At 57.9% G+C, this 23,454-nt stretch carries 25 protein-coding genes and 1 other RNA gene; 18 read left to right on the top strand and 8 right to left on the bottom strand.

What is annotated here, in order from left to right; all coding sequences use genetic code 11:
* Positions 1-4 precede the first annotated feature (4 nt).
* On the bottom strand, positions 5-790 hold the full coding sequence (locus tag DKB71_RS32105; RefSeq protein WP_274073665.1) for a transporter substrate-binding domain-containing protein: 786 nt from the start codon (positions 788-790) through the stop codon (positions 5-7).
* 256 nt (positions 791-1,046) lie between these two features.
* Between DKB71_RS32105 and DKB71_RS32100 the strand changes: the two genes are divergently transcribed.
* The 6 genes from DKB71_RS32100 to DKB71_RS32075 all read left to right on the top strand — a co-directional run bounded on the left by DKB71_RS32100 (position 1,047) and on the right by DKB71_RS32075 (position 7,268).
* Entirely contained in the window at positions 1,047-1,754 is a 708-nt protein-coding gene (locus DKB71_RS32100) for a FadR/GntR family transcriptional regulator (RefSeq protein ID WP_408599289.1), read from the top strand.
* Positions 1,755-1,875: 121 nt separating this feature from the next.
* On the top strand, positions 1,876-2,205 hold the full coding sequence (trxA, locus tag DKB71_RS32095; protein ID WP_003206727.1) for a thioredoxin TrxA: 330 nt from the start codon (positions 1,876-1,878) through the stop codon (positions 2,203-2,205).
* Positions 2,206-2,453: 248 nt separating this feature from the next.
* Positions 2,454-3,713 carry a transcription termination factor Rho gene (gene rho, locus DKB71_RS32090; protein ID WP_003206716.1) on the top strand — a complete coding sequence of 420 codons (1,260 nt, stop codon included), beginning with the start codon at positions 2,454-2,456 and terminating at the stop codon, positions 3,711-3,713.
* 139 nt (positions 3,714-3,852) lie between these two features.
* Positions 3,853-5,319, top strand: a complete 1,467-nt coding sequence (ubiD, locus tag DKB71_RS32085) for a 4-hydroxy-3-polyprenylbenzoate decarboxylase (RefSeq protein ID WP_323607210.1) — start codon at positions 3,853-3,855, stop codon at positions 5,317-5,319.
* Positions 5,319-6,287 (top strand): CDP-6-deoxy-delta-3,4-glucoseen reductase, encoded by a 969-nt coding sequence (locus DKB71_RS32080; RefSeq protein WP_323607211.1) that lies wholly within the window; start codon positions 5,319-5,321, stop codon positions 6,285-6,287. The genes ubiD and DKB71_RS32080 overlap by 1 nt, the downstream gene beginning before the upstream one ends.
* Positions 6,288-6,599: 312 nt before the next feature.
* The gene (locus tag DKB71_RS32075; protein ID WP_274073661.1) at positions 6,600-7,268 is read left to right on the top strand and encodes a gamma-glutamylcyclotransferase; all 669 of its coding nucleotides are present in this window, start codon (positions 6,600-6,602) and stop codon (positions 7,266-7,268) included.
* Here the strand turns inward: DKB71_RS32075 and glpT are convergent.
* Positions 7,244-8,593 (bottom strand): glycerol-3-phosphate transporter, encoded by a 1,350-nt coding sequence (glpT, locus tag DKB71_RS32070; protein ID WP_408599288.1) that lies wholly within the window; start codon positions 8,591-8,593, stop codon positions 7,244-7,246. The genes DKB71_RS32075 and glpT overlap by 25 nt on opposite strands.
* 319 nt (positions 8,594-8,912) lie before the next feature.
* Between glpT and DKB71_RS32065 the strand changes: the two genes are divergently transcribed.
* The 4 genes from DKB71_RS32065 (at position 8,913) to DKB71_RS32050 (ending at position 13,107) form a co-directional block, all read left to right on the top strand.
* On the top strand, positions 8,913-9,527 hold the full coding sequence (locus tag DKB71_RS32065) for an energy transducer TonB (protein WP_274073659.1): 615 nt from the start codon (positions 8,913-8,915) through the stop codon (positions 9,525-9,527).
* Between the two features lie 441 nt (positions 9,528-9,968).
* Entirely contained in the window at positions 9,969-10,964 is a 996-nt protein-coding gene (locus tag DKB71_RS32060; RefSeq protein ID WP_408599287.1) for a hypothetical protein, read from the top strand.
* 20 nt (positions 10,965-10,984) lie between these two features.
* Positions 10,985-11,926, top strand: a complete 942-nt coding sequence (locus DKB71_RS32055; RefSeq protein ID WP_408599286.1) for a phosphotransferase — start codon at positions 10,985-10,987, stop codon at positions 11,924-11,926.
* Positions 11,923-13,107, top strand: coding sequence for an MFS transporter (locus tag DKB71_RS32050; protein ID WP_408599285.1), 1,185 nt, complete (start codon positions 11,923-11,925; stop codon positions 13,105-13,107). The genes DKB71_RS32055 and DKB71_RS32050 overlap by 4 nt, the downstream gene beginning before the upstream one ends.
* A 103-nt stretch (positions 13,108-13,210) precedes the next feature.
* Here DKB71_RS32050 and DKB71_RS32045 read toward each other — a convergent pair whose 3' ends face one another.
* On the bottom strand, positions 13,211-14,188 hold the full coding sequence (locus tag DKB71_RS32045) for an NADPH:quinone oxidoreductase family protein (RefSeq protein WP_408599284.1): 978 nt from the start codon (positions 14,186-14,188) through the stop codon (positions 13,211-13,213).
* Positions 14,189-14,338: 150 nt separating this feature from the next.
* Between DKB71_RS32045 and DKB71_RS32040 the strand changes: the two genes are divergently transcribed.
* The gene (locus DKB71_RS32040; protein ID WP_274073654.1) at positions 14,339-14,743 is read left to right on the top strand and encodes a flagellar basal body-associated protein FliL; all 405 of its coding nucleotides are present in this window, start codon (positions 14,339-14,341) and stop codon (positions 14,741-14,743) included.
* A 140-nt stretch (positions 14,744-14,883) separates the two neighbouring features.
* Here the strand turns inward: DKB71_RS32040 and DKB71_RS32035 are convergent, their stop codons facing one another.
* Positions 14,884-15,336 carry an EVE domain-containing protein gene (locus DKB71_RS32035; protein WP_408599283.1) on the bottom strand — a complete coding sequence of 151 codons (453 nt, stop codon included), beginning with the start codon at positions 15,334-15,336 and terminating at the stop codon, positions 14,884-14,886.
* 196 nt (positions 15,337-15,532) lie between these two features.
* On the opposite strand from DKB71_RS32035, the gene DKB71_RS32030 reads away from it, so the two are divergent.
* Positions 15,533-15,688, top strand: a complete 156-nt coding sequence (locus tag DKB71_RS32030; protein ID WP_274073652.1) for a hypothetical protein — start codon at positions 15,533-15,535, stop codon at positions 15,686-15,688.
* A gap of 35 nt (positions 15,689-15,723) precedes the next feature.
* Here DKB71_RS32030 and DKB71_RS32025 read toward each other — a convergent pair whose 3' ends face one another.
* The 4 genes from DKB71_RS32025 to DKB71_RS32010 all read right to left on the bottom strand — a co-directional run bounded on the left by DKB71_RS32025 (position 15,724) and on the right by DKB71_RS32010 (position 17,149).
* Positions 15,724-16,329 (bottom strand): 5-formyltetrahydrofolate cyclo-ligase, encoded by a 606-nt coding sequence (locus DKB71_RS32025; protein WP_274073651.1) that lies wholly within the window; start codon positions 16,327-16,329, stop codon positions 15,724-15,726.
* Positions 16,330-16,416: 87 nt separating this feature from the next.
* Positions 16,417-16,595: non-coding RNA, 6S RNA (gene ssrS / locus DKB71_RS32020), on the bottom strand.
* Positions 16,596-16,625: 30 nt separating this feature from the next.
* Positions 16,626-16,943: a cell division protein ZapA gene (locus tag DKB71_RS32015; protein WP_008055229.1), complete on the bottom strand. Its 318-nt coding sequence runs from the start codon at positions 16,941-16,943 to the stop codon at positions 16,626-16,628.
* Complete coding sequence (locus DKB71_RS32010) at positions 16,940-17,149, bottom strand: TIGR02449 family protein (RefSeq protein WP_007982902.1); 210 nt, start codon at positions 17,147-17,149, stop codon at positions 16,940-16,942. Before DKB71_RS32010 ends, DKB71_RS32015 begins: the two co-directional genes overlap by 4 nt.
* Before the next feature lie 194 nt (positions 17,150-17,343).
* On the opposite strand from DKB71_RS32010, the gene DKB71_RS32005 reads away from it, so the two are divergent.
* The 6 genes from DKB71_RS32005 (at position 17,344) to DKB71_RS31980 (ending at position 23,386) form a co-directional block, all read left to right on the top strand.
* Positions 17,344-17,901 carry a YecA family protein gene (locus DKB71_RS32005; protein WP_274073650.1) on the top strand — a complete coding sequence of 186 codons (558 nt, stop codon included), beginning with the start codon at positions 17,344-17,346 and terminating at the stop codon, positions 17,899-17,901.
* Between the two features lie 28 nt (positions 17,902-17,929).
* Complete coding sequence (pepP, locus tag DKB71_RS32000) at positions 17,930-19,264, top strand: Xaa-Pro aminopeptidase (protein ID WP_408599282.1); 1,335 nt, start codon at positions 17,930-17,932, stop codon at positions 19,262-19,264.
* Entirely contained in the window at positions 19,261-20,448 is a 1,188-nt protein-coding gene (gene ubiH, locus DKB71_RS31995; protein ID WP_274073648.1) for a 2-octaprenyl-6-methoxyphenyl hydroxylase, read from the top strand. Before pepP ends, ubiH begins: the two co-directional genes overlap by 4 nt.
* A complete protein-coding gene (locus DKB71_RS31990) occupies positions 20,441-20,926 on the top strand; it encodes a DUF4442 domain-containing protein (RefSeq protein WP_274073647.1) in 486 nt (161 codons plus the stop codon). Before ubiH ends, DKB71_RS31990 begins: the two co-directional genes overlap by 8 nt.
* A gap of 9 nt (positions 20,927-20,935) precedes the next feature.
* Positions 20,936-22,153 carry a 2-octaprenyl-3-methyl-6-methoxy-1,4-benzoquinol hydroxylase gene (locus DKB71_RS31985; RefSeq protein ID WP_408601179.1) on the top strand — a complete coding sequence of 406 codons (1,218 nt, stop codon included), beginning with the start codon at positions 20,936-20,938 and terminating at the stop codon, positions 22,151-22,153.
* A 228-nt stretch (positions 22,154-22,381) separates the two neighbouring features.
* The gene (locus DKB71_RS31980; RefSeq protein WP_274073646.1) at positions 22,382-23,386 is read left to right on the top strand and encodes an extracellular solute-binding protein; all 1,005 of its coding nucleotides are present in this window, start codon (positions 22,382-22,384) and stop codon (positions 23,384-23,386) included.
* Positions 23,387-23,454 lie beyond the last annotated feature (68 nt).

Raw genomic sequence — 23,454 nt, 5'->3', positions numbered from 1 at the left:
CGGATCAGAGGTCGGCCGGCAGCGGTTCTTTCAACCAGGTCAGGGCGTTTTTCTCCAGCGCGCCGTCGCTCCTGGCGGTGACGAGGATCTGGTTGACCTTGTCCAGCAACGCCGGCTCGTTCTTGTTCACGCCGACGTAGACCGGCGAGTCCTTGAGCTTCACTTTGAGCGCCGGCACGCGTTTCGGGCTCTTCTCGCTGATGGCGACCATCACCACGTTGCCGCTGGCGATCAGGTCCACTTGCCCCGCCAGATAGGCAGCGATGGTCGAGTTGTTGTCTTCGAAGCGCTTGATGGTCACGCCTTCGGGGGCGACCTTGGTCAGCTCGATGTCTTCGATGGCGCCACGGGTGACGCTGATGGTCTTGCCCTTGAGGTCGTCAAGGCTCTTGATGTCGGCGTCTGGCGGCCCGAACACGGCGAGGTAGAAGGGGGCGTAGGCGCGGGAGAAATCGATGACTTTTTCCCGCTCCGGGTTTTTACCCAGGCTGGAGATCACCAGGTCGACCTTGCCGGTGGTCAGGAACGGGATGCGGTTGGTGCTGTTGACCGGGGTCAGTTCGAGCTTGACCTTGAGCTGTTCGGCCAGCAGTTTGGCGGTGTCGATGTCGAGGCCGCGCGGTTTCATGTCCGGGCCGACCGAGCCAAAGGGCGGGAAATCCTGGGGCACGGCGACCTTGAGGACGCCGCGCTGGACCACATCTTCCAGGGCGTCGGCATGGGCGGGTGCCTGGCTCAGCACGAGGCTGGCGAACAAGGCAGCGAGGAGGGCGCTGTAACGCTGGGTCATGGCAAGTCTCCGGATCTTCGAGAAGTGATTTCTGCGGATCGACAGAGCACGGGCCATGCCAACATGGCGTTTCCCGGGCGCCAGGCCGCGGTTTTGTTGGCGTTGCACGGTCTTACTGGTCTGAACAGTCCGGTGGCGTTTCGCACCCCGATGGCGCAGCCGTTAACGTTGCCGAACCCCCATGGGGCACGACTTGCCGGGCGCGGCGAATAGCTTTACAACTGATCGCACATTGGCCTGGTTCTAGTGGAAAACCATGAATTCGATCTCCCGCGCCGTACCTGAAGTGGCGCTGCAAGCCATCCGCAAACTGATCACCGAAGAGGGGTTCGTGCCGGGGGATGCCTTGCCCTCGCAGCGGGACCTGGCCGTGCAATTGGGGGTCAGCCGGGCGTCGTTGCGCGAGGCGCTGTCATCGCTCAGTGCCCTGGGTGTGATCAGCATCCAGCCGGGTAAAGGGGTGTTCGTGCAGTCACCGGTGGAGCTGCCGCGAGGCGAGGCCGCGCCCGGTTGGCCGTTCGCGGCACAGGCTTCGCCCTTGGATATCTTCCAGTTGCGGTATGCGCTGGAGGGATTCGCGGCGGGGCTTGCGGCCGTTACCTTGAGTACCGATGAACTCGATGCGCTGGAAGACAACGTCGCTGCCATGCGCAACGATCTGAAGTCCGGCGACTTTGAAGCGGCGGCGCGGCTGGACTTCGAATTCCACCGTCGAATCCTGTTGGCCAGCGGCAATCAGGCGATGCTGAGCATCCTGACGGCCAGCGCCGACATCTTCCTGGAGAGCCAGAAGCTACCGTTCATCCGGGCCGAACGGGCCATGGAAACCTGGCAGGAACACCGCAAAATCCTTCGCGCACTGGCGCGCCGGGCCTCGGGGGCCGCGCAAAAGGCCATGCACGAACATGTGCGCAACGCGGCCCTGCGTACCGGAATCGCCTTCGTCGCTCCCGCCACCGCGTGACCTGAGCTATACCCAAACTCATGTAACACCATAGCGAGACTCAATCATCTGCACCTTCCTGAACGGGGGAAGGGCGGCTATGATGGGCCACGTTTTTTTGCTTACAACCCTGGAGAATTCCATGAGCAGCGATCTTATCAAACACGTTAGCGACGCTAGCTTCGAGGCCGACGTACTCAAGGCTGAAGGCGCTGTACTGGTCGACTACTGGGCTGAATGGTGCGGCCCTTGCAAAATGATCGCTCCTGTCCTGGACGAAATTGCCGAGACCTACAAAGGCAAGCTGACCGTTGCCAAACTGAACATCGACGAAAACCAGGAAACCCCCGCCAAGCACGGCGTGCGTGGTATCCCGACGCTGATGCTGTTCAAGAACGGCAACGTTGAAGCGACCAAGGTCGGCGCACTGTCGAAGTCGCAGCTGGCAGCTTTCCTCGACGCCAACATTTAAGCGTCTTAGCAGCCTGTCAGAAAAAGGCCCCGCAAATAGCGGGGCTTTTTTCGTTGTGGAGGGCTAGACGCTCCGAAACTCAGGTGTTACATTCGGCCCCGCGCTGGTTTCTCCAGTGCCCCCTGCTAGCCGTCGCCGACGCTCTCCTTTTCGAATAAGTACGCGATCCTGTCGCCTTCTCCGCGGCGCGGCCTCATTAAGCCAAAAGCTTAATTTCCCCCCTCCATAAATGATTACGTCATTCCTATATGAATCTGACTGAACTCAAGCAAAAGCCGATTACCGAACTGCTCGAATTGGCCGAACAGATGGGCATAGAAAATATGGCCCGTTCGCGCAAGCAGGACGTGATTTTCTCCCTGCTGAAAAAGCACGCGAAAAGCGGCGAGGAAATCTCCGGTGATGGCGTGCTGGAGATTCTCCAGGACGGCTTCGGCTTCCTCCGCTCTGCAGACGCCTCCTATCTTGCCGGCCCTGACGATATCTACGTCTCGCCGAGCCAGATCCGTCGCTTCAACTTGCGCACCGGTGACACCATCGTTGGCAAGATCCGCCCTCCGAAGGAAGGCGAGCGTTATTTCGCGCTGCTCAAGGTCGACACGATCAACTTCGACCGTCCGGAAAACGCGAAAAACAAGATTCTCTTCGAGAACCTGACCCCGCTGTTCCCGACCGTGCGCATGAAGATGGAAGCCGGTAACGGTTCCACCGAAGACTTGACCGGTCGAGTCATCGACCTGTGCGCCCCGATCGGTAAAGGCCAGCGCGGTCTGATCGTTGCACCGCCGAAAGCCGGTAAGACGATCATGCTGCAGAACATCGCCGCGAACATCGCCCGTAACAATCCTGAAGTTCATCTGATCGTGCTGCTGATCGACGAACGTCCGGAAGAAGTAACCGAAATGCAGCGCACCGTGCGCGGCGAAGTGGTTGCCTCGACGTTCGACGAGCCGCCAACCCGCCACGTGCAGGTTGCCGAGATGGTGATCGAGAAGGCCAAGCGCCTGGTCGAACACAAGAAGGACGTGGTGATCCTGCTCGACTCCATCACCCGTCTGGCCCGTGCCTACAACACCGTGATCCCGAGCTCCGGCAAGGTACTGACCGGTGGTGTCGATGCCCACGCCCTGGAGAAACCGAAACGTTTCTTCGGCGCTGCGCGGAACATCGAAGAAGGCGGCTCGCTGACCATCATCGCCACCGCGCTGGTTGAAACCGGCTCGAAGATGGACGAAGTGATCTACGAGGAATTCAAAGGCACCGGCAACATGGAACTGCCTCTGGACCGTCGCATCGCTGAAAAGCGCGTATTCCCGGCCATCAACATCAACCGTTCCGGTACTCGCCGCGAAGAGTTGCTGACGGCCGACGACGAGTTGCAGCGCATGTGGATCCTGCGCAAGCTGCTGCATCCGATGGATGAAGTCGCTGCCATCGAGTTCCTGGTCGACAAGCTGAAAACGACCAAGACCAACGATGAGTTCTTCCTGTCGATGAAACGCAAGTAAGTCGAACGGGCCAAGAAGCCGGGGAAACCCGGCTTTTTGCTATCTGATTTTTGATGAACCGCCAGTTCGTGGTTCTGAATAGAGGGGTTCGGCGCTAAACTGCCCACCCCGAACGCCACGGCCAATACGAGGCTCACGCATGCAGTATCGCGACTTGCGCGACTTTATCAGCGGCCTGGAAAAGCGCGGCGAACTCAAGCGCATCCAGGTTCCGGTGTCCCCAGTGCTCGAAATGACCGAGGTGTGCGATCGCACCTTGCGCGCCAAGGGCCCGGCCCTGCTATTCGAAAAACCTACCGGTTTTGACATTCCCGTGCTCGGCAACCTGTTCGGTACCCCCGAGCGCGTAGCGTTGGGCATGGGCGCCGAAGCGGTCAGCGAGCTGCGTGAAATCGGCAAGTTGCTGGCGTTCCTCAAGGAACCCGAGCCGCCGAAGGGGCTGAAAGACGCCTGGTCCAAGCTGCCGATCTTCCGCAAGATCATCTCCATGGCGCCCAAGGTCGTCAAAGACGCGATCTGCCAGGAAGTGGTGGTCGAAGGCGACGACGTCGACCTGTCGACCTTGCCCGTGCAGACCTGCTGGCCAGGCGACGTTGCCCCGCTGATCACCTGGGGCCTGACGGTCACCAAGGGGCCGAACAAGGACCGGCAGAACCTCGGTATCTACCGTCAGCAGGTGATTGGCCGCAACAAGGTCATCATGCGCTGGCTGAGTCACCGTGGCGGCGCGCTGGATTATCGTGAATGGTGCGAGAAGCACCCTGGCCAGCCGTTCCCGGTGGCCGTGGCGCTGGGGGCTGACCCGGCGACCATCCTCGGTGCCGTGACCCCGGTGCCGGACAGCCTGTCCGAGTACGCCTTTGCCGGCCTTCTGCGCGGCAATCGGACTGAACTGGTCAAGTGCCGTGGCAACGACCTGCAAGTGCCAGCGACCGCGGAAATCATCCTCGAAGGCGTGATTCATCCGGGCGAGATGGCCGATGAAGGGCCGTACGGCGACCACACCGGTTACTACAACGAAGTCGACAGCTTCCCGGTGTTTACCGTCGAGCGCATTACTCACCGGATCAAGCCGATTTACCACAGCACCTACACTGGTCGTCCACCGGATGAGCCGGCGATCCTGGGTGTGGCGCTGAACGAAGTTTTCGTGCCGATCCTGCAGAAGCAGTTCCCGGAGATCACCGACTTCTACCTGCCACCCGAGGGCTGTTCGTACCGCATGGCCGTCGTGACCATGAAGAAGTCGTACCCGGGGCATGCCAAGCGGGTAATGCTCGGTGTCTGGTCGTTTTTGCGACAGTTCATGTACACCAAGTTCGTTATCGTCACTGACGACGATATCAACGCGCGGGACTGGAACGACGTGATCTGGGCCATCACCACGCGCATGGACCCCAAGCGCGACACGGTGATGATCGAGAACACACCGATCGACTACCTGGACTTCGCCTCGCCGGTTTCCGGCCTGGGTTCGAAGATGGGGCTCGATGCCACGCATAAATGGCCGGGTGAAACCACGCGTGAGTGGGGTCGTGTAATCGTCAAGGACGACGCCGTGACCCAACGGATCGATGCCATCTGGAATCAGTTAGGAATAGATTGATGCGTGTAACCTTGCAGCCCTCCGGCGCAGTACTGGATATCTTGCCCGGCGAGCGGATTCTCGATGGCGCACGCCGCCTGGGCTATGAATGCCCACAAAGCTGTCGCAACGGTAACTGCCACGTGTGCGCCGCGCTGCTGGTGGAAGGCCGCGTCGAGCAGGCAGGTCTCGTGCGCGACCATGGCGAGTTCTACACTTGCATTGCAGAGCCGCTGGAAGACTGCATCGTGCTGTGGGATGGCGTGCTCGCGCTGGGAGAATTGCCGGTGCGCAGTCTGTCGTGTCAGGTCACCAGTTGCACCGAGGTTGGTGGCGATACCTGGCGGGTGCGGCTGCGGGCTCCTGCCGGCAAGCCACCGCGTTATCACGCGGGCCAGTACCTGATGATCCATCGTGACAACGGCGACAAGTCCTCCTTCTCCCTGGCCTCGGCGCCCTCTGGCGGGCGAGATCTGGAAATCCACGTGCTGGCGCGCGAACCCAGTGCGCTCAGCCTGATCGAGCAACTGCAACGCAACACGATGGTGCGTATCGACATGCCGTTCGGTGATGCGCACCTGGCCGAGTTGCCGGACGGTCCGCTGGTGCTGATTGCGGCGGGCACCGGGATGGGCCAGGTTCATGGCTTGATCGAACATTGCCGCGCCGAAGGCTTCAAGCACCCGGTGCACTTGTATTGGGGAGTGCGTCGTCCTGAAGACTTTTACGAAATCGAACATTGGGATGAGTGGCTGAAACTGCCCAACCTGTTCCTGCATAAAGTCGTCAGCGACCAATGCGGCTGGCAGGGGCGCTGCGGCATGTTGCATGAAGCGGTCTGCGAAGACTTCCCCGACCTCAAGGCCCTGCATGTCTACGCCAGTGGCTCGCCGGCCATGGTCTACGGCACCCTGGATGCGCTGGTCGAGGCAGGAATGGACGCTCATCAGATGCGCGCCGACGTATTTGCGTACGCGCCACGATCCTGATTCTGTCCCACCACACTGTAGGAGCGAGCTTGCTCGCGATGGTCGTTAACGATTACGCGGGCAGTCAGGATGCCCGCGGCGCTCTTGAGTCCATCGCGAGCAAGCTCGCTCCTACAGGTTATAACCCCATATATAGCTTATCGGTATTTATAAAATCATATAAATGCCGGTAGGTTATATTGTGTTCAGGTAATTAATTAACAACAGTGCCATGGCACTTGAATTGCTTTGAAAAACATATGTGCCTTATTGTTACAGCGGTGCGTTCTATTAAGTAACTCTTAACTCGCGGGGAGCTGAACGCTATTCGCCATGAGCGCCATTGAATCTTCGATCTTGAACCTGGCTTACCCTCCGCGGCTCGATCTGGGGCCGCAGCTCACGCACGAACAATTGCTCAGCTCGATGCAGTCGACCATGGCGCGCCACAAGGGCGGCCCGGTGTGGCTGTTCGCCTACGGCTCGCTGATCTGGCGACCGGAGTGCACGGCGGTGGAGCGGGTTCGCGGTCGCGTGCATGGCTACCATCGTGGTTTGTACCTGTGGTCCCACGAACATCGCGGCACGCCGGAAATGCCCGGCCTGGTGTTTGGCCTGGATCGCGGCGGCTCCTGCAGCGGGTTCGCCTACCGCTTGCCGGAAGAGCAACTGGACGCTTCGCTGTATGCGCTGTGGAAAAGAGAGATGCCATTCCCGTCCTATCGCCCGCACTGGCTCAACTGCCGACTTGAAGACGGCAACCAGGTTCAGGCGTTGGGATTCGTTCTGGAGCGGCATCTGCCCAGCTACGCTGGCAACCTGCCGGATCACGTGCTGAGCCACGTGTTCGAAAACGCTTGCGGGCGTTACGGCACCACTCGCGATTATGTCGAGCAGACCGCCCACGCCCTGCGTAGCCACGCCATGCCAGACCGGAATCTGGAGGCGCGGCTCAAGCGCTGCAAGTCAAAGGACGATCAAGCGAGTGCTTCGCGGCTCTGACTGGCGACCTGCTTGTGCCACAACGTCGGCGCAAGGAAGGCCATCGCCAGCAGGCAGGCACCGATCAGCAGGACGAAACCGCCGTCCCAGCCGAAATGGTCCACGGTGTAGCCCATCGCTGCACTGGCCGCGACCGATCCCCCCAGGTACCCGAACAGACCGGTGAAGCCCGCAGCCGTGCCGGCGGCTTTCTTCGGCGCCAGTTCCAGCGCCTGCAAACCGATCAACATCACCGGCCCGTAGATCAGGAAGCCGATGGACACCAGCGCAATCATGTCAACCGTCGGGTTACCCGCCGGGTTGAGCCAGTACACCAGCGTCGCCACGGTCACCAATGCCATGAACACCATGCCGGTCAGGCCACGGTTGCCACGGAAGATCTTGTCCGACATCCAGCCGCACAGCAGCGTGCCCGGAATACCGGCCCACTCGTAGAAGAAGTATGCCCAGGACGTCTTGTCCACGGTGAAACCCTTGGCTTCCTTGAGATAGGTCGGCGCCCAGTCCAGCACGCCGTAGCGCAGCAGGTAGACGAAGACGTTGGCCAGGGCGATGTACCAGTGCATTTTGTTGCGCAGCACGTATTTGACGAAGATTTCCTTGGCGCTGAATTCTTCTTCGTGGCTGGCGTCGTAGCCTTCCGGGTAATCGTTCTTGTACTTCTCGATCGGTGGCAGGCCTACCGATTGCGGGGTGTCGCGCATGGTGATGAAGGCAAACACCGCCACGGCCATGGCCACCGCCGCCGGCACATAAAACGCCGCGTGCCAGTCGTTGAACAGGCCCATGCCGATCAGGAACAGCGGGCCGATCAGACCGCCACCGACGTTGTGCGCCACATTCCACAGGGACACCACGCCACCGCGTTCCTTCTGCGACCACCAGTGCACCATGGTCCGCCCGCTCGGCGGCCAGCCCATACCCTGCGCCCAGCCATTGATGAACAGCAGGACGAACATGATGGTCACGCTGGACGTCGCCCAATGGGCAAAACCGAACGTGAACATCACCGCCGCCGAGACCACCAGGCCGAACGGCAGGAAGTAACGCGGGTTGGAACGGTCGGAAACGATGCCCATCAGGAACTTGGACAAGCCGTAGGCGATGGCAATCGCCGACAACGCCACCCCCAGTTCTCCACGGGTGTAGCCCTCTTCGATCAGATAAGGCATGGCCAGTGAGAAGTTTTTACGCAGCAGGTAGTAACCGGCGTAACCGATGAAGATACCGGCGAAGATCTGCCAGCGCAGGCGTCGGTAGGTGCTGTCTATTTTTTCTTCAGGCAGGGGAGCCTGATGCGTGGCAGGACGAAAGAAAGCAAACATTCAAGAGCTCCAAATTTCTTGTTTTGACTGCGGATGCGAATGTTACAGTTTCGTTACCGAAAATAGCATCGGTTCGCATCGGCAAAACAGCGGAAATGTTGGAATTCGAGCGTTCCTTTATGAACATGTCGCTCAGGTGTAAATGCGGGGCGTTGTAGGAATTATTACTGCATTCCTTTTTGACGCGGTGGGTGTAAGGCAGGCCTTTGGGAAATGTCCTGCGCCTTTACCGGAAGCCGCGACCTTCAGCTTGAGGCCGTCGGTCTGTAGCCTTTTTGTTGCGGCCAGGACCTGGCATTTGCATCAAGAGGGAGGAGGTATGCGGTGGTTTGTGTTGATGTTGATCCTGGTGGTATCGGGTGAAATCCAGGCTGAAGAGTTTTTTGTGATACCGGAGAACAATCCCAAGCCGATCTATCCACTGGCGCTGCAGAGGGCCGGGGTCGTCGGTACTGTCCGGGTCGGGTTCACGGTCAAGGCCGATGGTTCGGTCAGCAAGGTGAGGATTGTGCAAAGCGATCACCCGGATCTGGCCGAAGCGACTAGGGAGGCGATAGCACAGTGGCGGTTCAAGCCCTGGACAGTCGAAGGCGGTAAACCTGCGGAGCAGGACATGATTGCGCCGATGGTGTTTGGATATGATTGGGATATATCGATCGATTCCAACAAGTGGCTCAACGAACTGAGATGTCGCGATCTCAATAACGCGCTTGCCGATACGCCAGAACACAGGTGGACAGATTCCGCGGCGTTCTACCACACCCGTGCTTATCTGACGAAAGCGTTTTCCAAAGCCATGTTGTCGAACGAAAGGCGCCTTGAACTAATTGCCCAGATGAACCGCAAGGTGCCAATCATCGTCAGGGAATGCCAGAACAACCCTGTTTCCAGGTACGTGCGGTATTTGCCGAAGGATATTCGACAGTTGCTCTGAAAATGAGCGCGCTGCTATCTGACCGCGCTCTTTTTGCGCATCGCGCTTTGGTTTAAACAGGTGCCTTGCGCTACATGCCCCGAAATATGGCATGGAGGGGTGGGTAGGAAAGTTTGTCTACAGGAATGTTCTTACAAATTTCAGGAATAGTCCTACCTCGACCAAGGATTGTAAGTGTAAGTAACTTCTGAAAATCTCATGAGCTCTTGACGTGTTGTATGTCCTCGAAATAGGTTTGCTGCAGTAACGCTATGCAGCCAGATGCCTACATATTCCGCAAGGTCGTGTTTTGCTCGGTCGTGCTCAATAGTTTCCGATACGGAAAGATAGTGAGTGGTTTGACTATGGGTGTTTAAGCGGCACGCAAACTAGAGATTCTGATTTTCTTGCGGGATACAGGCTTTCGGGTTGTTTCGGACAATACTGTTCAGGAGAGCGCATATGATCAGCGTAGACCTTACTTTCAAAGAAAAGGATAGGGTTTATCTTCAAGATATTTTGCTAAAACTAAAAAATAACCCCTACAGTGATTACGAGTGCTTCGAAGAAGAAGTTGACGATGTCATAAGTAGAGGTAGGGTTCCCGCCGAACTGGTCAGACTTTGCGAAGCCCGAAAGTATGTGGATACGTTCGCCAATCCCTACATTTTTATCCACAATTGCCCTATAGACCCTCATCTACCGTATTTGGACTTCAAATCACCGGTTATCGACAAGCGAATAAAGAAACGTTCTTATGTTGCTGAAGGGTTTTTACTGATCTACGCTAAATTGATGTCGCAGGAGCCGATTGGCTACGTTAATGTCAATGACGGTGATGTTTTTCAGGATATCCATCCTATGGAAAGTCTTTGTGAAACTCAGTCACAAAAGGCTCTAAATGATATATATTTTCACAAGGATCTGGCTAATCATTTCGTTAGGCCAGACTGGGTGAATATTATAGGATTGCGAGGGTGCGAGGAAAATGAGGTTTACACTTGCTTCGCTTCCAATAAAAAGATTCTTGCGGATTTGCCTGAAAGTATAAAAGCCTTGCTTAGGGAGTCCGAATTCAATACTCCCTTTGATGACCTGACTACAATCTCGGGGAATCTAAAAATGGGTAGTGCTCCAGATCATCCTGTTCTTGGTGGCGCTACCGATTACGATATTCGTTATTTTGAACGCCGTACAGTTGGTACTACTGAGCGGGCTCGTGGTGCGATTGAAGTTCTCAATAGAACTCTGCATAGCGTAAAGACTCCAATTCACGTCCTTCCGGGAGTTTTCATAGGGTCGGCCAACAATGAATGTGTTCACAACAAAGAGGTGAGATTAATCAGTAATCCGCAAGAGTTAAGAAATCGTTGGCTAATGAAAACTGTCAATGTAAACAATTTGGATCAACATGCAAAGCATGTAATTCCAGGTAAAAAGCGTATCATTGCGGGATGAGCCAAAAAAAAGGATAAAAAATGATTCCTCGCCACCAAAAACTATACGACGCTCTAAACCTGACATTTGATGATATTGCTTATGAGGTTACAGGAGGCTTATTCAACGACGTCCATCGAGTGATCAGGGCAGATGAACTTTTTTATATAAAGTCATTTGCAGATGAAGCAAAAACTGCAGGATTCCCACCTCTGCCAACCACTTCTCTTCAGCGCTATGAAGTTGCTGTTAGTCTACATGAACATGCTCAAGAAATAGTGAGCGGTAACGTTTACGTCCCTCGATTGATGGCTGTGGATCCCGACAACCGAGCAATTGCAATGGAGGGTGCCAAGGGGAGTGATTTATATGAGTGCCTGTTGAATAAAGATAAATTTCATTTTGCGGTTGAACAGATTTCACAAGTTTTAATATGGCTAACGTCATTGCATGCATCGAGTAAATTCAAGGCGCTATCTGTAAGTGCTAACAGTGAAGCTTTTAAGTGTTACAAAGCGACCCTTCAGTACAGGAAGCTATTTGAGTTTTTGCCCGATGGCAAGCTTGCTGCCGCAAATTTGTTTCTAGATCAGCATTTGAAAAATCAAGAATCTGTATTGCACGGAGATTTGAATAGTCGGAACATTATAATTTGTGCCGACGGGCGTATTGCAATAATTGATTTTGAACAAGCTCAAGTCGGATGTGGTTCGCACGATGCTGCCTATCTGATCTCAGAAATAGTCATTGCCAGTTTCGTTGTCAATGAATCAGTCGAGGCCCTAATCAATTTGCTTTGGGGCTGCTATGAAACTGACTTGTTCAATATTGAGAAATATACACGCTTTAGACGTCACCTTTGTTTTCAAGTATTGTATCGTTTGAAAGGACCGTCTCGTCACGTTTGGACAGGGCACTTGGATGGTGATATAAGAGCCAAAATTGAAGCGTGGTGCACCGATGAGTTCATAAGCTACTTATGAAGCAGTCTATAGGTCTGGTGGTTCTGAGTTATGTCATTTTTTATTTTCCATCTGGATTATTAAAAAGTTACCTTTCTCAATTTTTGGTTAACTCTGGGTTCTCGTATAGTGTAGCTGGCTGGGTCGTCGCCAGCACCTTTGTAATCAAGATTATTGTTAACCCAGTAATTGCTTTTTTTGCTGATCGCGCGCATTCAAAGCATGTTTTCAATGTTTCATTTTCATTGCTGGCGGTAGTGTGTGCTTTTGTAGTGTTCTTTAGCCAATACAGAGTTTTACTCGCTGTTGGTTTTTGCATTTTAATGATGTCGCGCAATTTTTTTCAAAGTTTATTAGAGAGTGCCGCGAGTACGATTCGGGGGGCTGAGGGTGGCTATGGCCGGGTCCGATTCGCAGGCTCGTTATCGGTCGCCGTGGGGACAGCCACGCTGGCTGGGTTAAGTGCTCTTGATTTGGCACCCGACCTGATATTTATCTGGATATTAACATTCTCTACGCTGTCTTTTAGTGTTGTTATTATATTGATGTCAAAAGAAGAAACTCATCCAGTAGAGTTTGCGGTATCATCATTAAAGCCGAGTATTCCAAAGCGTAGCGCATTTTTTATGTTTGCAGCCACGGCGTTAATCATTGGTGCACAAGGCACCTACTATTCGATTGGCACGCCTTGGCTAGAAAGGATGGGTTTGACCAATTCGCAAATTTTGCTTGCCTGGACTATGGGTTTCATCGCTGAGGCCTTTGTTTTTCGCTACTCAAATGTCTTTGCGTCAAGACACTACGTAATTATCATACCAATTGTGGCGATGTGTTTTGCTATTAGAGCTTTGTTACTTTGGTACAATCCCGGTGTGATTCAAGCTGTACTGTCATTTGTGCTGCAAGGCGTAACATTTTCAATTCCACATGTTGCTTTCGTGATGTCGATCCGACGCTTTTTCGCTGAGCGCTATTCTGCGACGGCCATATCTTTATATTTAGCGGTGGCTCACGGCATCGGTATTGCTATTTTTTCTGCTGCATCAGGAATTGTGTTGGAGAAATACGTTGGGTTCGCCTGGTTATTGCCTGCGGTGTCTGGGGCGGTAGGATGTGCTGTTTGGATCGCTTTCTATAAGACATCAGGAGTCAACAGTTCCCAGCTGATATATGACCCGTCTCGCGAACTCAAACTACATTAAGGTGCGCCGCACATTGCACATAATGGCGTAATTTGGTTATTTCCACATTGTCCGACTGGCCAGAACAACTACAGAGTTGTTCTGGCCTTTTTGCCATTGAAAATCAGCGAACCTGCACCACCACCTTCCCGACCGCCTTGCGCTGGCCAAGATCATTGATGGCCTGCGCCGCATTGCTCAACGGATACACCTGCGACACCAGCGGCTTCAAATTGCCCTCTGCAAACCAGCCAAACAATTGCTGGAAGTTCGCGGTGTTGTCCTGGGGCTGGCGCTGGGCAAACGAGCCCCAGAATACGCCCAATACCGCTGCACCCTTGAGCAGTGCCAGGTTCACCGGCAGTTCGGGGATGCGTCCGCTGGCGAAACCGACCACCAGCAGGCGGCCGTTCCAGGCGATGGCGCGGATGGCCTGGTCGAACAGGTCGCCACCTACCGGGTCGTAGATCACGTCGGCGCCCTGGCCGTCGGTCAGCCGTTTGATTTCGTCCTTGAGGCTGGTTTCGCTGTAGTTGATCAGTTCATCGGCACCCGCGGCCTTGGCCACGGCGAGTTTTTCCGCGCTGCTGGCCGCGGCGATCACCCGGGCGCCCATGGCCTTGCCGATTTCCACTGCCGCCAGGCCGACACCGCCGGAGGCGCCCAGTACCAGGAGGGTTTCGCCGGGTTGCAGGTTGCCGCGTTGCTTGAGGGCGTGCATCGAGGTGCCGTAGGTCATGCTGAAGGCGGCGGCGGTGTTGAAGTCCATGGAGGGAGGGATCGGCAACACGTTGTAGCCGGGCACTGCGACCTGTTCGGCAAAACTGCCCCAGCCGGTCAGGGCCATGACCCGGTCGCCGACTTTCAGGTGGCTGACCTTTTCGCCCACTTCGCTGACGATGCCTGCGGCTTCACCGCCCGGGGAAAAAGGGAAGGGCGGCTTGAACTGGTACTTGCCCTCGATGATCAGCGTGTCGGGGAAGTTCACCCCGGCGGCGTGTACCTCCAGCAGGATTTCGTTCTTCTTCGCGACAGGACTGGCGACGTCTTCCAGCACCAGCGATTCGGCAGGACCGAAGGCTTTGCACAGCACGGCTTTCATCAGGGCTATTCCTTTTGGAGTGATGGCCGATAAGTGTAGGTGTGTGAGTCGACGGGTCAACGAGCATGCCCGGGCCTGATAGTCAGCCATAAGCTTGTGTTGGCGTGGCGGGTGGTTATGCTGGGCCGCAAACCGGATAAGGAGCGAATTGTGAAAGCGTGGATCATGTTGTTGCTGGCCCTGTCCCTACCTGTGGCAGCGGTGGCCGAGGAAAAGGAAGAGGTGGCGCCGAAGGTCAATTACGTCACCTTGAGCCCGCCGTTCGTGGGCAACTACGGGTTGGATGGCACGCCCAAGCTCAAGGTCTACAAGGCCGATGTGGCCTTGCGTGTGACGGGGGACGAGGCCACCAAGGCGGTGAAGGCCAACGAGCCGCTGATCCGCAATCAACTGGTGGCGTTGTTTGCCCAGCAGTCCAGCGAGACGATGAACAATGTCGAGGCCAAGGAAAAGCTGCGTCAGGAAGCCTTGAAGCAAACCCAGCAGATCATGAATGATGAAACGGGTAAGCCGGTGGTTGAGGATTTGTTATTCAACAACCTGATCATCCAATAAGTTTTGCAGCGCCTTTACCGGCCTCTTCGCTGGCAAGCCAGCTCCTACAAGGTTTGTGGTGAATCACAATCCTGTTTTCACCACAGAACCCTGTAGGAGCTGGCTTGCCAGCGAAGGCATTCGCAGAGTCGCTGCAAATATTACGGCTTGAGCGCAATCACCGCCGCCCACTGCTCCTCTGTCACCGGCATCACCGACAGCCGCGAGCCCTTCTGCACCAGCGGCATCTCGGCCAGCGCCGTCTGCTGCTTCAGATAATCGAGTTTCAACACCCGGGAAAACGTCTCGACATGCGCGACATCAATCGCACTCCAGGCGTTTTTTTCTGCCGTTGCCTTTGGATCGTAGTAGTGGCTCTCAGGCTCGAGCGCCGTCGGGTCGGGATACGTGGCTTCGACAATCTTGCCGATGCCAGCAATCCCCGGCTCCGGGCAGCTCGAGTGATAGAAAAAGAACGCGTCCCCCACCGCCATGGCCCGCAAAAAGTTACGCGCCTGATAGTTGCGAACCCCGTCCCAGCGCGCTTTGCCGAGCTTTTCCAAGTCTTTGATCGAGAGCTCGTCGGGCTCGGACTTCATCAGCCAATAGGCCATGGTTCTGGCTCCTTGCGAAGTGGGTGGAGAGGTTGTCGGGCAATTTTATGACAAACCGACAGTCGGTTGACGCCAGCATTTGCGTGCCGGTTCACGTTGTCGCAAAATGCCGGCCTTTCAAGCTTGACGCTGCTGCACGGCCAACAAACGGAAACCGCTGCTGTCATCGTGTTGATATGCCTTTGGGGGGCAATCGATGAAACGCAAACCGGATTTACTATGGATTTTGGTTATTTTGTTCGGCCTCGGCGTCGTGACCACTGGCTATGCCCAAAGCCTGTGGGTCAACAAGAACGATGCACCGGTCGAAATCTCGTCATTGCAGCAACAGTCGACAGCCTTCAAGCGCTGATCCGCGCTTTTCGACGCCGCTGAATCCGGTGGCGTCTAGCCTGCGTAATACCAGGCCTTGTCCGTCACCGTTCCCTGCAACGGCACATCCCAGCTCGCCTGAGCCAGTCGCTCGACCTTCTGACATTCGTGGGCCAGCCCCAGCAACGTCGGCTTGCGCCAGTCATTGCGGCGCGCCAGGTAGGCCAGGCTGCGATCATAGAAGCCGCCGCCCATGCCCAGGCGCCCGCCGACATCGTCAAACCCCACCAATGGCAGCAGCACCAGATCCAGCGCCCAGACTTTACGTTGCCGGGCGAGGTTGTGCCTGGGTTCCAGGATACGGAAGCGATTGAGCCTGAGTTTTTCGCCGGGGCGGATGCGCTGGAACACCATCTTGGTGCGCGGCCAGGCGCTGAGCACCGGTAGATAGGTGGCCTTGCCCCGACGTTGAGCCGCACGCAGCAGCAGGCGCGGGTCAATTTCACCGTCGGTGGGCAGATATAGAGAGATGTGCCTGGCGCGGCGAAACAGCGGTTGCTGGGCCAATTGCTTGTACAGCCCGCGGGCCGCCTGGCGTTGCTGACAGGGCGTCAGTGCGCGGCGGGCCTTGCGCAACATGCGTCGAAGTTGCGGGCGAGGGAGCAGCGCAGGTTCGGTCATGGATTCGGGGCTTCGGTAATGCAATTACAGATATCGTATCTGTAAAAACGCCGATGCCGGTATTTAAACCGGCATCGGACTGGAATCAGGCTCCCCGGATGTACCGCTGTCGACTTAGCCCTTGAACCCGAAAGTTCAAGGTGGAAGATGCAGTAGGCTTTCAGGCTTTCCGTCTAGCGGACATGCACACCAGCCCAACGTGCAACCTCCAGGGTATAGCAAATCGGCTCAGGGACATCGCCAACTGGCAAGCACCCCAGGGAGTGATCAGAGTATACCGCAAGCGGTGACACGAATCAGCCTTTGGTGACATCCGGATCAGTGGCGAGCACCAGATCGACTCGATCGAGCAGGTCGCGCACCTGTTCGCGGGTCGAACCGCTGGCCTGGATGTCCGGTCGTTCTTCCTTGTGCAGCAGGTCGTGGGTAATGTTCAGCGCGGCCATGACGGCGATGCGATCGGCGCCGATGACTTTTCCGCTGCTGCGGATTTCGCGCATCTTGCCGTCCAGGTAGCGGGCGGCGCTCACCAGGTTGCTGCGTTCTTCCTGGGGGCAGATGATCGAATATTCTTTGTCGAGGATCTGCACAGTGACGCTATTGCTTGAACTCATGAGTCTTGCTCCAGGGCCTTGAGGCGCGAAATCATCGATTCGACCTTACGCCGGGCGATTTCGTTTTTTTCAATGAGGTGCGCGCGTTCCTCGCGCCAGGTCTTTTCCTGAGCTAGTAAGAGTCCGTTTTGGCTCTTAAGTTGCTCGACTCGGGTAATCAGCAGTTCGAGTCTGGCCATCAGCGCTTGCAGGTCGGTGTCTTCCATTGTCTTCACTGTCTGATGGGTGATGGACTGTAGGAGCGAGCTTGCTCGCGATGAACCAGAGATCGCCGCGGGGTGTCAGGTAACCAACGTTATCGTTGACGACCATCGCGAGCAAGCTCGCTCCTACAGGGGTAGTCGATGTAGGATACAAGGCCTTCATTCTAGACATAGCGCCGTCTGGCGCCTAGCTGCCCATGACCATTCAGAATTCCCCGTACCAAGCCTTCGCCAACCTGCTGACTTCCAGCGGTCATAACGTCTCGCCTGCCGAACTGCACGGCCTGTTGCTCGGCCGCAGCTGCGCCGGCGCCGGCTTCGAGGCCGAAGGCTGGCTGATCGACGCCGCCGAATTGCTCGAAAACGAGCCTCAGGACAACGTTCGCAGCGCCTTGATCGGCCTGCAGGAAATGGTCAAGGGCGAGCTCACCGGCGACGACGTGACCGTGGTCCTGTTGCTGCCGACCGATGACGCCCCGCTCGCCGAGCGTGCCGCGGCACTGGGCCAATGGTGCCAGGGCTTTCTCAGCGGTTTCGGCCTGAACTGCCGCGACAGCAGCAGCCTGAGCCTGGAGGCCACCGAAGTGTTGCAGGACCTTGCAGCCATTTCCCAGGTGCAAGAAGCACTGGAAGAGTCGGACGACGGCGAAAGCGACTATATGGAAGTCATGGAGTACGTGCGCATCGCGCCGTTGCTGCTGTTCTCCGAAACCAAAAAAGACGTGGCGGCTGCCGCCAAGCCGTCGCTGCACTGATCAAAAAGCCAGGGAAAGCCATCTGCCCATGATTCATATCCCGAAAGCGGAATACAGCCGTCGCCGCAAGGCCCTGATGGCGCAGATGGAACCCAACAGCATCGCCATCCTGCCTGCCGCCGCGGTGGCCATCCGCAACCGCGACGTCGAGCACGTCTACCGTCAGGACAGCGACTTCCAGTATCTCAGCGGTTTTCCCGAGCCCCAGGCCGTACTGGTCCTGATGCCGGGGCGTGTGCATGGCGAATACATCCTGTTCTGCCGTGAACGCAACGCCGAGCGCGAGTTGTGGGACGGCCTGCGTGCCGGGCAAGAGGGCGCGATTCGCGACTTCGGTGCCGACGACGCCTTCCCGATCACTGATATTGACGACATCCTGCCCGGCCTGATCGAAGGCCGTGACCGGGTGTATTCGGCCATGGGCAGCAACCCGGAGTTCGACCGGCACCTGATGGACTGGATCAACGTGATCCGCTCCAAGGCCAGCCTCGGCGCCCAGCCGCCGAACGAATACGTTGCCCTGGATCATCTGCTGCACGACATGCGCCTGTATAAATCGGCGGCAGAAGTGAAAGTGATGCGCGAAGCCGCACGGATTTCCGCCCAGGCGCACGTGCGCGCGATGCAGGCCAGCCGTGTCGGGCTGCATGAGTTCAGCCTGGAGGCGGAGCTCGATTACGAATTTCGCAAGGGCGGGGCCAAGATGCCCGCCTACGGGTCGATCGTCGCCGCAGGGCGCAATAGCTGCATCCTGCACTACCAGCAGAATGACGCGCTGCTCAAGGACGGCGATCTGGTGCTGATCGACGCCGGGTGCGAGATCGACTGCTACGCCAGCGACATCACCCGTACCTGGCCGGTCAACGGCAAGTATTCCGCGGAACAGAAGGCGATCTACGAGTTGGTGCTGGCGGCCCAGGAAGCGGCATTTGCCGAGATTGCCCCGAACAAGCACTGGAATCAGGCGCACGAAGCCACGGTCCGGGTGATCACTGCGGGTCTGGTCGAGTTGGGCTTGCTGCAAGGCGATGTCGACGAACTGATTGCCAGCGAGGCCTACAAGGCGTTTTACATGCATCGCGCCGGCCATTGGCTGGGCATGGATGTGCACGACGTCGGCGAGTACAAGGTCGGCGGTGAATGGCGCGTGCTGGAAGTCGGCATGGCGCTGACCGTGGAGCCGGGGATTTATATCGCTGCAGACAACCAGAGCGTAGCGAAGAAATGGCGCGGCATTGGCGTGCGCATCGAGGACGACGTGGTGGTCACCAAAACCGGCTGTGAAATCCTGACCAAAGGCGCGCCGAAAACGGTCGCCGAAATCGAGGCCCTGATGGCGCAAGCACGGACACAAGCGGCATGAGTCGATTCAACCTGGCGATTATCGGTGGCGGACTGGTCGGTGCCAGTCTGGCGTTGGCCTTGCAGGCCGGGGCAAAGGCGCGTGGCTGGAAGATCGTGCTGATCGAACCGTTTGCCCCCGGTGACGCCTACCAACCCAGTTACGACGCACGCTCCACGGCGTTGTCCTTTGGTGCACGGCAGATCTATCAACGCTTGGGCGCCTGGCAGGAAATCTCCCGCCGCGCCGAGCCGATCAAGCAGATCCACGTCTCTGACCGCGGGCGTTTTTCCACGGCGCGACTGTCGGCGATGGAAGAGGGCGTTCCGGCGCTGGGTTACGTGGTGGAAAACGCCTGGCTCGGCCATTGTCTGTGGCAAGGCCTGGACAAGGACGTGATCAGCTGGCGTTGCCCGGCGGAAGTCACGCGCATGGAGCCGCTCACCGACGGCTACCGCCTGACCCTGAGTGATGAAACCTCGTTCGATTGTGATCTCGCCGTGCTCGCCGATGGCGGCCGTTCCGGCCTGCGCGAGCAACTGGGCATCGGCATCAGGAAGCGCCCGTACAACCAGAGCGCGCTGATCGCCAACATCACCCCGAGCGAAGCCCATGAAGGCATGGCGTTCGAGCGCTTCACCGACGACGGCCCGATGGCGTTGCTGCCGTTGCCGGACAACCGCTGTGCGCTGGTCTGGACGCGTCAGGGCATGGATGCGCAACGCCTGGCCGCCCTCGATGAGCGCAGTTTCCTGAGCGAGCTGCAGGGGGTGTTCGGTTATCGCCTCGGCACCTTGAAGCAAGTCGGTGTGCGGCACTTGTATCCGCTGGCGCTGGTGGAGGCCGAAGAGCAGGTGCGCTCGCACCTGGTGGTGCTCGGCAATGCGGCCCACAGCCTGCACCCGATTGCCGGCCAGGGCTTCAACCTGTCCCTGCGCGATGCCCAGGCGCTGGCCGATGCACTGCTCGCCAGCGAACAGCTGCCGGGCAATTTCGCCACCTTGCAGGATTACCGCGAGCGCCAGCGATTGGACCAGAACCTCACCGTCGGATTCTCCGACCAGGTCACGCGCCTGTTCGGCAGCACCCAGCCCCTGGTATCACTGGGTCGCAACCTGGGCCTGCTCGGCCTGGACTTGCTGCCGCCGGCCAAGCGCTGGTTCGCCCGGCAAGCCATGGGCCTGGGTACCCGTCCTGATGTTTAAGTGGCTGACCCGCCGGTTTGGCAAGGCCCGCCTGATGTGCCGGTTCATGAACCTCTACCCGCCGTACCTTGGCGCCGGGGTTCGGGTACGGCACATCAGCGATGACTTTCGTGACGTCCAGGTGTCCATGGGCCTGAGCTGGTACAACCGCAATTACGTCGGCACGCAGTTCGGTGGCAGCCTGTATTCGATGGTCGACCCGTTCTTCATGTTGATGTTGATGGAGAACCTGGGTCGCGACTACATCGTCTGGGACAAAGCCGCCGACATCGATTTCATCGCGCCGGGCAAAGGCCCGGTGTTTGCCCGTTTCAACATCGACGACACCTTGCTCGACGAAATCCGGCGGCAGACGGCGGATGGCAGGAAGTACCTGCCGCAATTGCAGGTCGATATTCATGACGGCGCGGGTAACCTGGTGGCGCGTGTCGGAAAAACCCTTTACGTGCGGCTCAAGCCGCAAGCGAGACAGGCTTAAAGCATGGAAATGCGCGCAGATCTGCTGATTGTCGGGGCCGGAATGGTCGGCAGCGCCCTGGCGCTGGCGTTGCAGGACAGCGGGCTGGAAGTCCTGCTGCTCGATGGCAGCCCGATGAGCGTCAAACCCTATGACCCGCAGGCGCCGTTCGAGCCGCGGGTGAGTGCGTTGTCCATTGCCAGTCAGCGAATTCTCGAACGCCTGGGTGTCTGGGACGGCATCGCCAGCCGGCGCAGCAGTCCTTACAGCGAGATGCAGGTCTGGGATGGCAGCGGCACAGGGCAAATCCATTTTTCCGCGACCAGCGTGCATGCCGAGGTGCTGGGGCATATCGTCGAGAACCGTGTGGTTCAGGACGCTTTGCTCGACCGATTGCACGACTGTGACCTGGGCATGCTGGCCAACGCGCGACTGGAGCAGATGCGCCGCTCCGGCGACGACTGGCTGCTGACCCTGGCCGATGGCCGTACCTTGCGCGCGCCGCTGGTGATCGCGGCGGATGGCGCCAACTCGGCGGTGCGGCGCCTGACCGGTGTCGCCACGCGGGAGTGGGATTACCTGCACCACGCCATCGTCACAAGCGTGCGCAGTTCCAAGCCCCATCAAGCGACCGCCTGGCAGCGGTTTACCGACAACGGTCCGCTGGCGTTCCTGCCGCTGGAGCGCGACGGTCAGCAGGATTGGTGCTCGATCGTCTGGTCGACCACTCCGAGCGAAGCCGAACACCTGATGGCGCTGGATGACGAGGATTTCTGTCGTGCGTTGGAGCGGGCCTTCGAAGGCCGGCTAGGCAGCGTGCTCAGCGCCGACCCGCGTCTGTGCGTGCCCCTGCGTCAACGCCATGCCAAGCGCTACGTGGCCGAGGGCCTGGCCCTGATCGGCGACGCGGCGCACACCATTCATCCATTGGCCGGGCAGGGCGTGAACCTCGGTTTCCTCGATGCGGCGGTGCTGGCTGAAGTCCTGTTGCAGGCCAACACACGTGGCGAGCGCCTGGCGGATGTCAAGGTGTTGAGTCGATATGAGCGTCGGCGCATGCCGCATAACCTGGCGCTGATGGCGGCGATGGAAGGCTTCGAACGGCTGTTCCAGGCTGATCCATTGCCGGTGCGCTGGTTGCGTAATACCGGGTTGAAGATGGTCGACCGGATGCCCGAGGCCAAGGCGCTGTTCGTGCGTGAGGCGTTGGGATTGATCGGCGACCTGCCGGCCCTCGCCAAGGCCTGACACCTCCCCTATACCCCTGTAGGAGCTGCCGCAGGCTGCGATTTTTTGATCTTGCTCTTTTTAAAAGCAAAATCAAAAGATCGCAGCCTTCGGCAGCTCCTACAGGGATCACAGCAAATTCGCGGACCTGTGCAACATCTGGTAACTCCTCCGCAAACTGTTCGATTGAGAAGGCAAATGTGAGTCCTTATCATTTGCCCTCACCTTTTCAATCGAGAGACCGCTCCCATGTTGGCACCGAAGCGTCTACTGACCGCACTGGCCCTGACTCTGATCGGCAGCACCGCCGCCCAGGCCGCTGACGAGGTAGTTGTCTACTCCTCGCGCATCGATGAACTGATCAAGCCTGTCTTCGATGCCTACACCGCGAAAACCGGGGTCAAGGTGAAGTTCATCACCGACAAGGAAGCGCCGCTGATGCAGCGGATCAAGGCCGAGGGCGAGAACACGCCCGCCGACCTGCTGCTGACCGTCGATGCCGGCAACCTCTGGCAAGCCGAGCAGATGGGCATCCTCCAGCCGTTCACCTCGAAAACCATTGATGCCAACATTCCGCTGCAATACCGCGCGGCCTCCCATGCCTGGACCGGCCTGAGCCTGCGCGCGCGGACCATCGCCTATTCCACCGACCGGGTGAAACCGGGCGAACTGACCACCTACGAAGCGCTGGCCGACAAGAACTGGGAAGGTCGCCTGTGCCTGCGCACGGCGAAGAAGGTCTACAACCAGTCCCTGACCGCCACCATGATCGAAGTGCACGGCGCCGAGAAAACCGAGAAGATCCTCAAGGGCTGGGTCAACAACCTGTCCACTGACGTGTTCTCCGACGACGTGGCGGTGCTCGAGGCCATCAATGCCGGCCAGTGCGACGTCGGCATCGTCAACACCTACTACTACGGCCGCCTGCACAAGCAGAAGCCGGACCTGCCGGTAAAACTGTTCTGGCCGAACCAGGCGGATCGCGGCGTGCACGTCAACCTGTCGGGCATCGGCCTGATCAAAAACGCGCCGCACCCGGAAGCGGCCAAGGCGTTGGTGGAGTGGATGACCACGCCTGAGGCGCAGAAGATCTTCGCCGACGTGAACCAGGAATTCCCGGCCAACCCGACCGTGCAGCCCTCCGCCGAAGTCGCCGCCTGGGGCAAGTTCGTCGCCGATACCCTGCCGGTGGAAGTCGCGGGCAAGCGCCAGGCCGAAGCGATTCGCATGATGGACCGGGCTGGCTGGAACTGACGCCACGGTTTAAAAGCAAAAGATCGCAGCCTTCGGCAGCTCCTACACAGGCCCCCTGTAGGAGCTGC

The sequence above is a fragment of the Pseudomonas sp. PLMAX genome, from assembly GCF_046042685.1.
Taxonomy (GTDB): domain Bacteria; phylum Pseudomonadota; class Gammaproteobacteria; order Pseudomonadales; family Pseudomonadaceae; genus Aquipseudomonas; species Aquipseudomonas putida_AE.
Note: the sequence above shows the minus strand (reverse complement) of the source record. Positions and strands in the feature narration are given on the sequence as shown.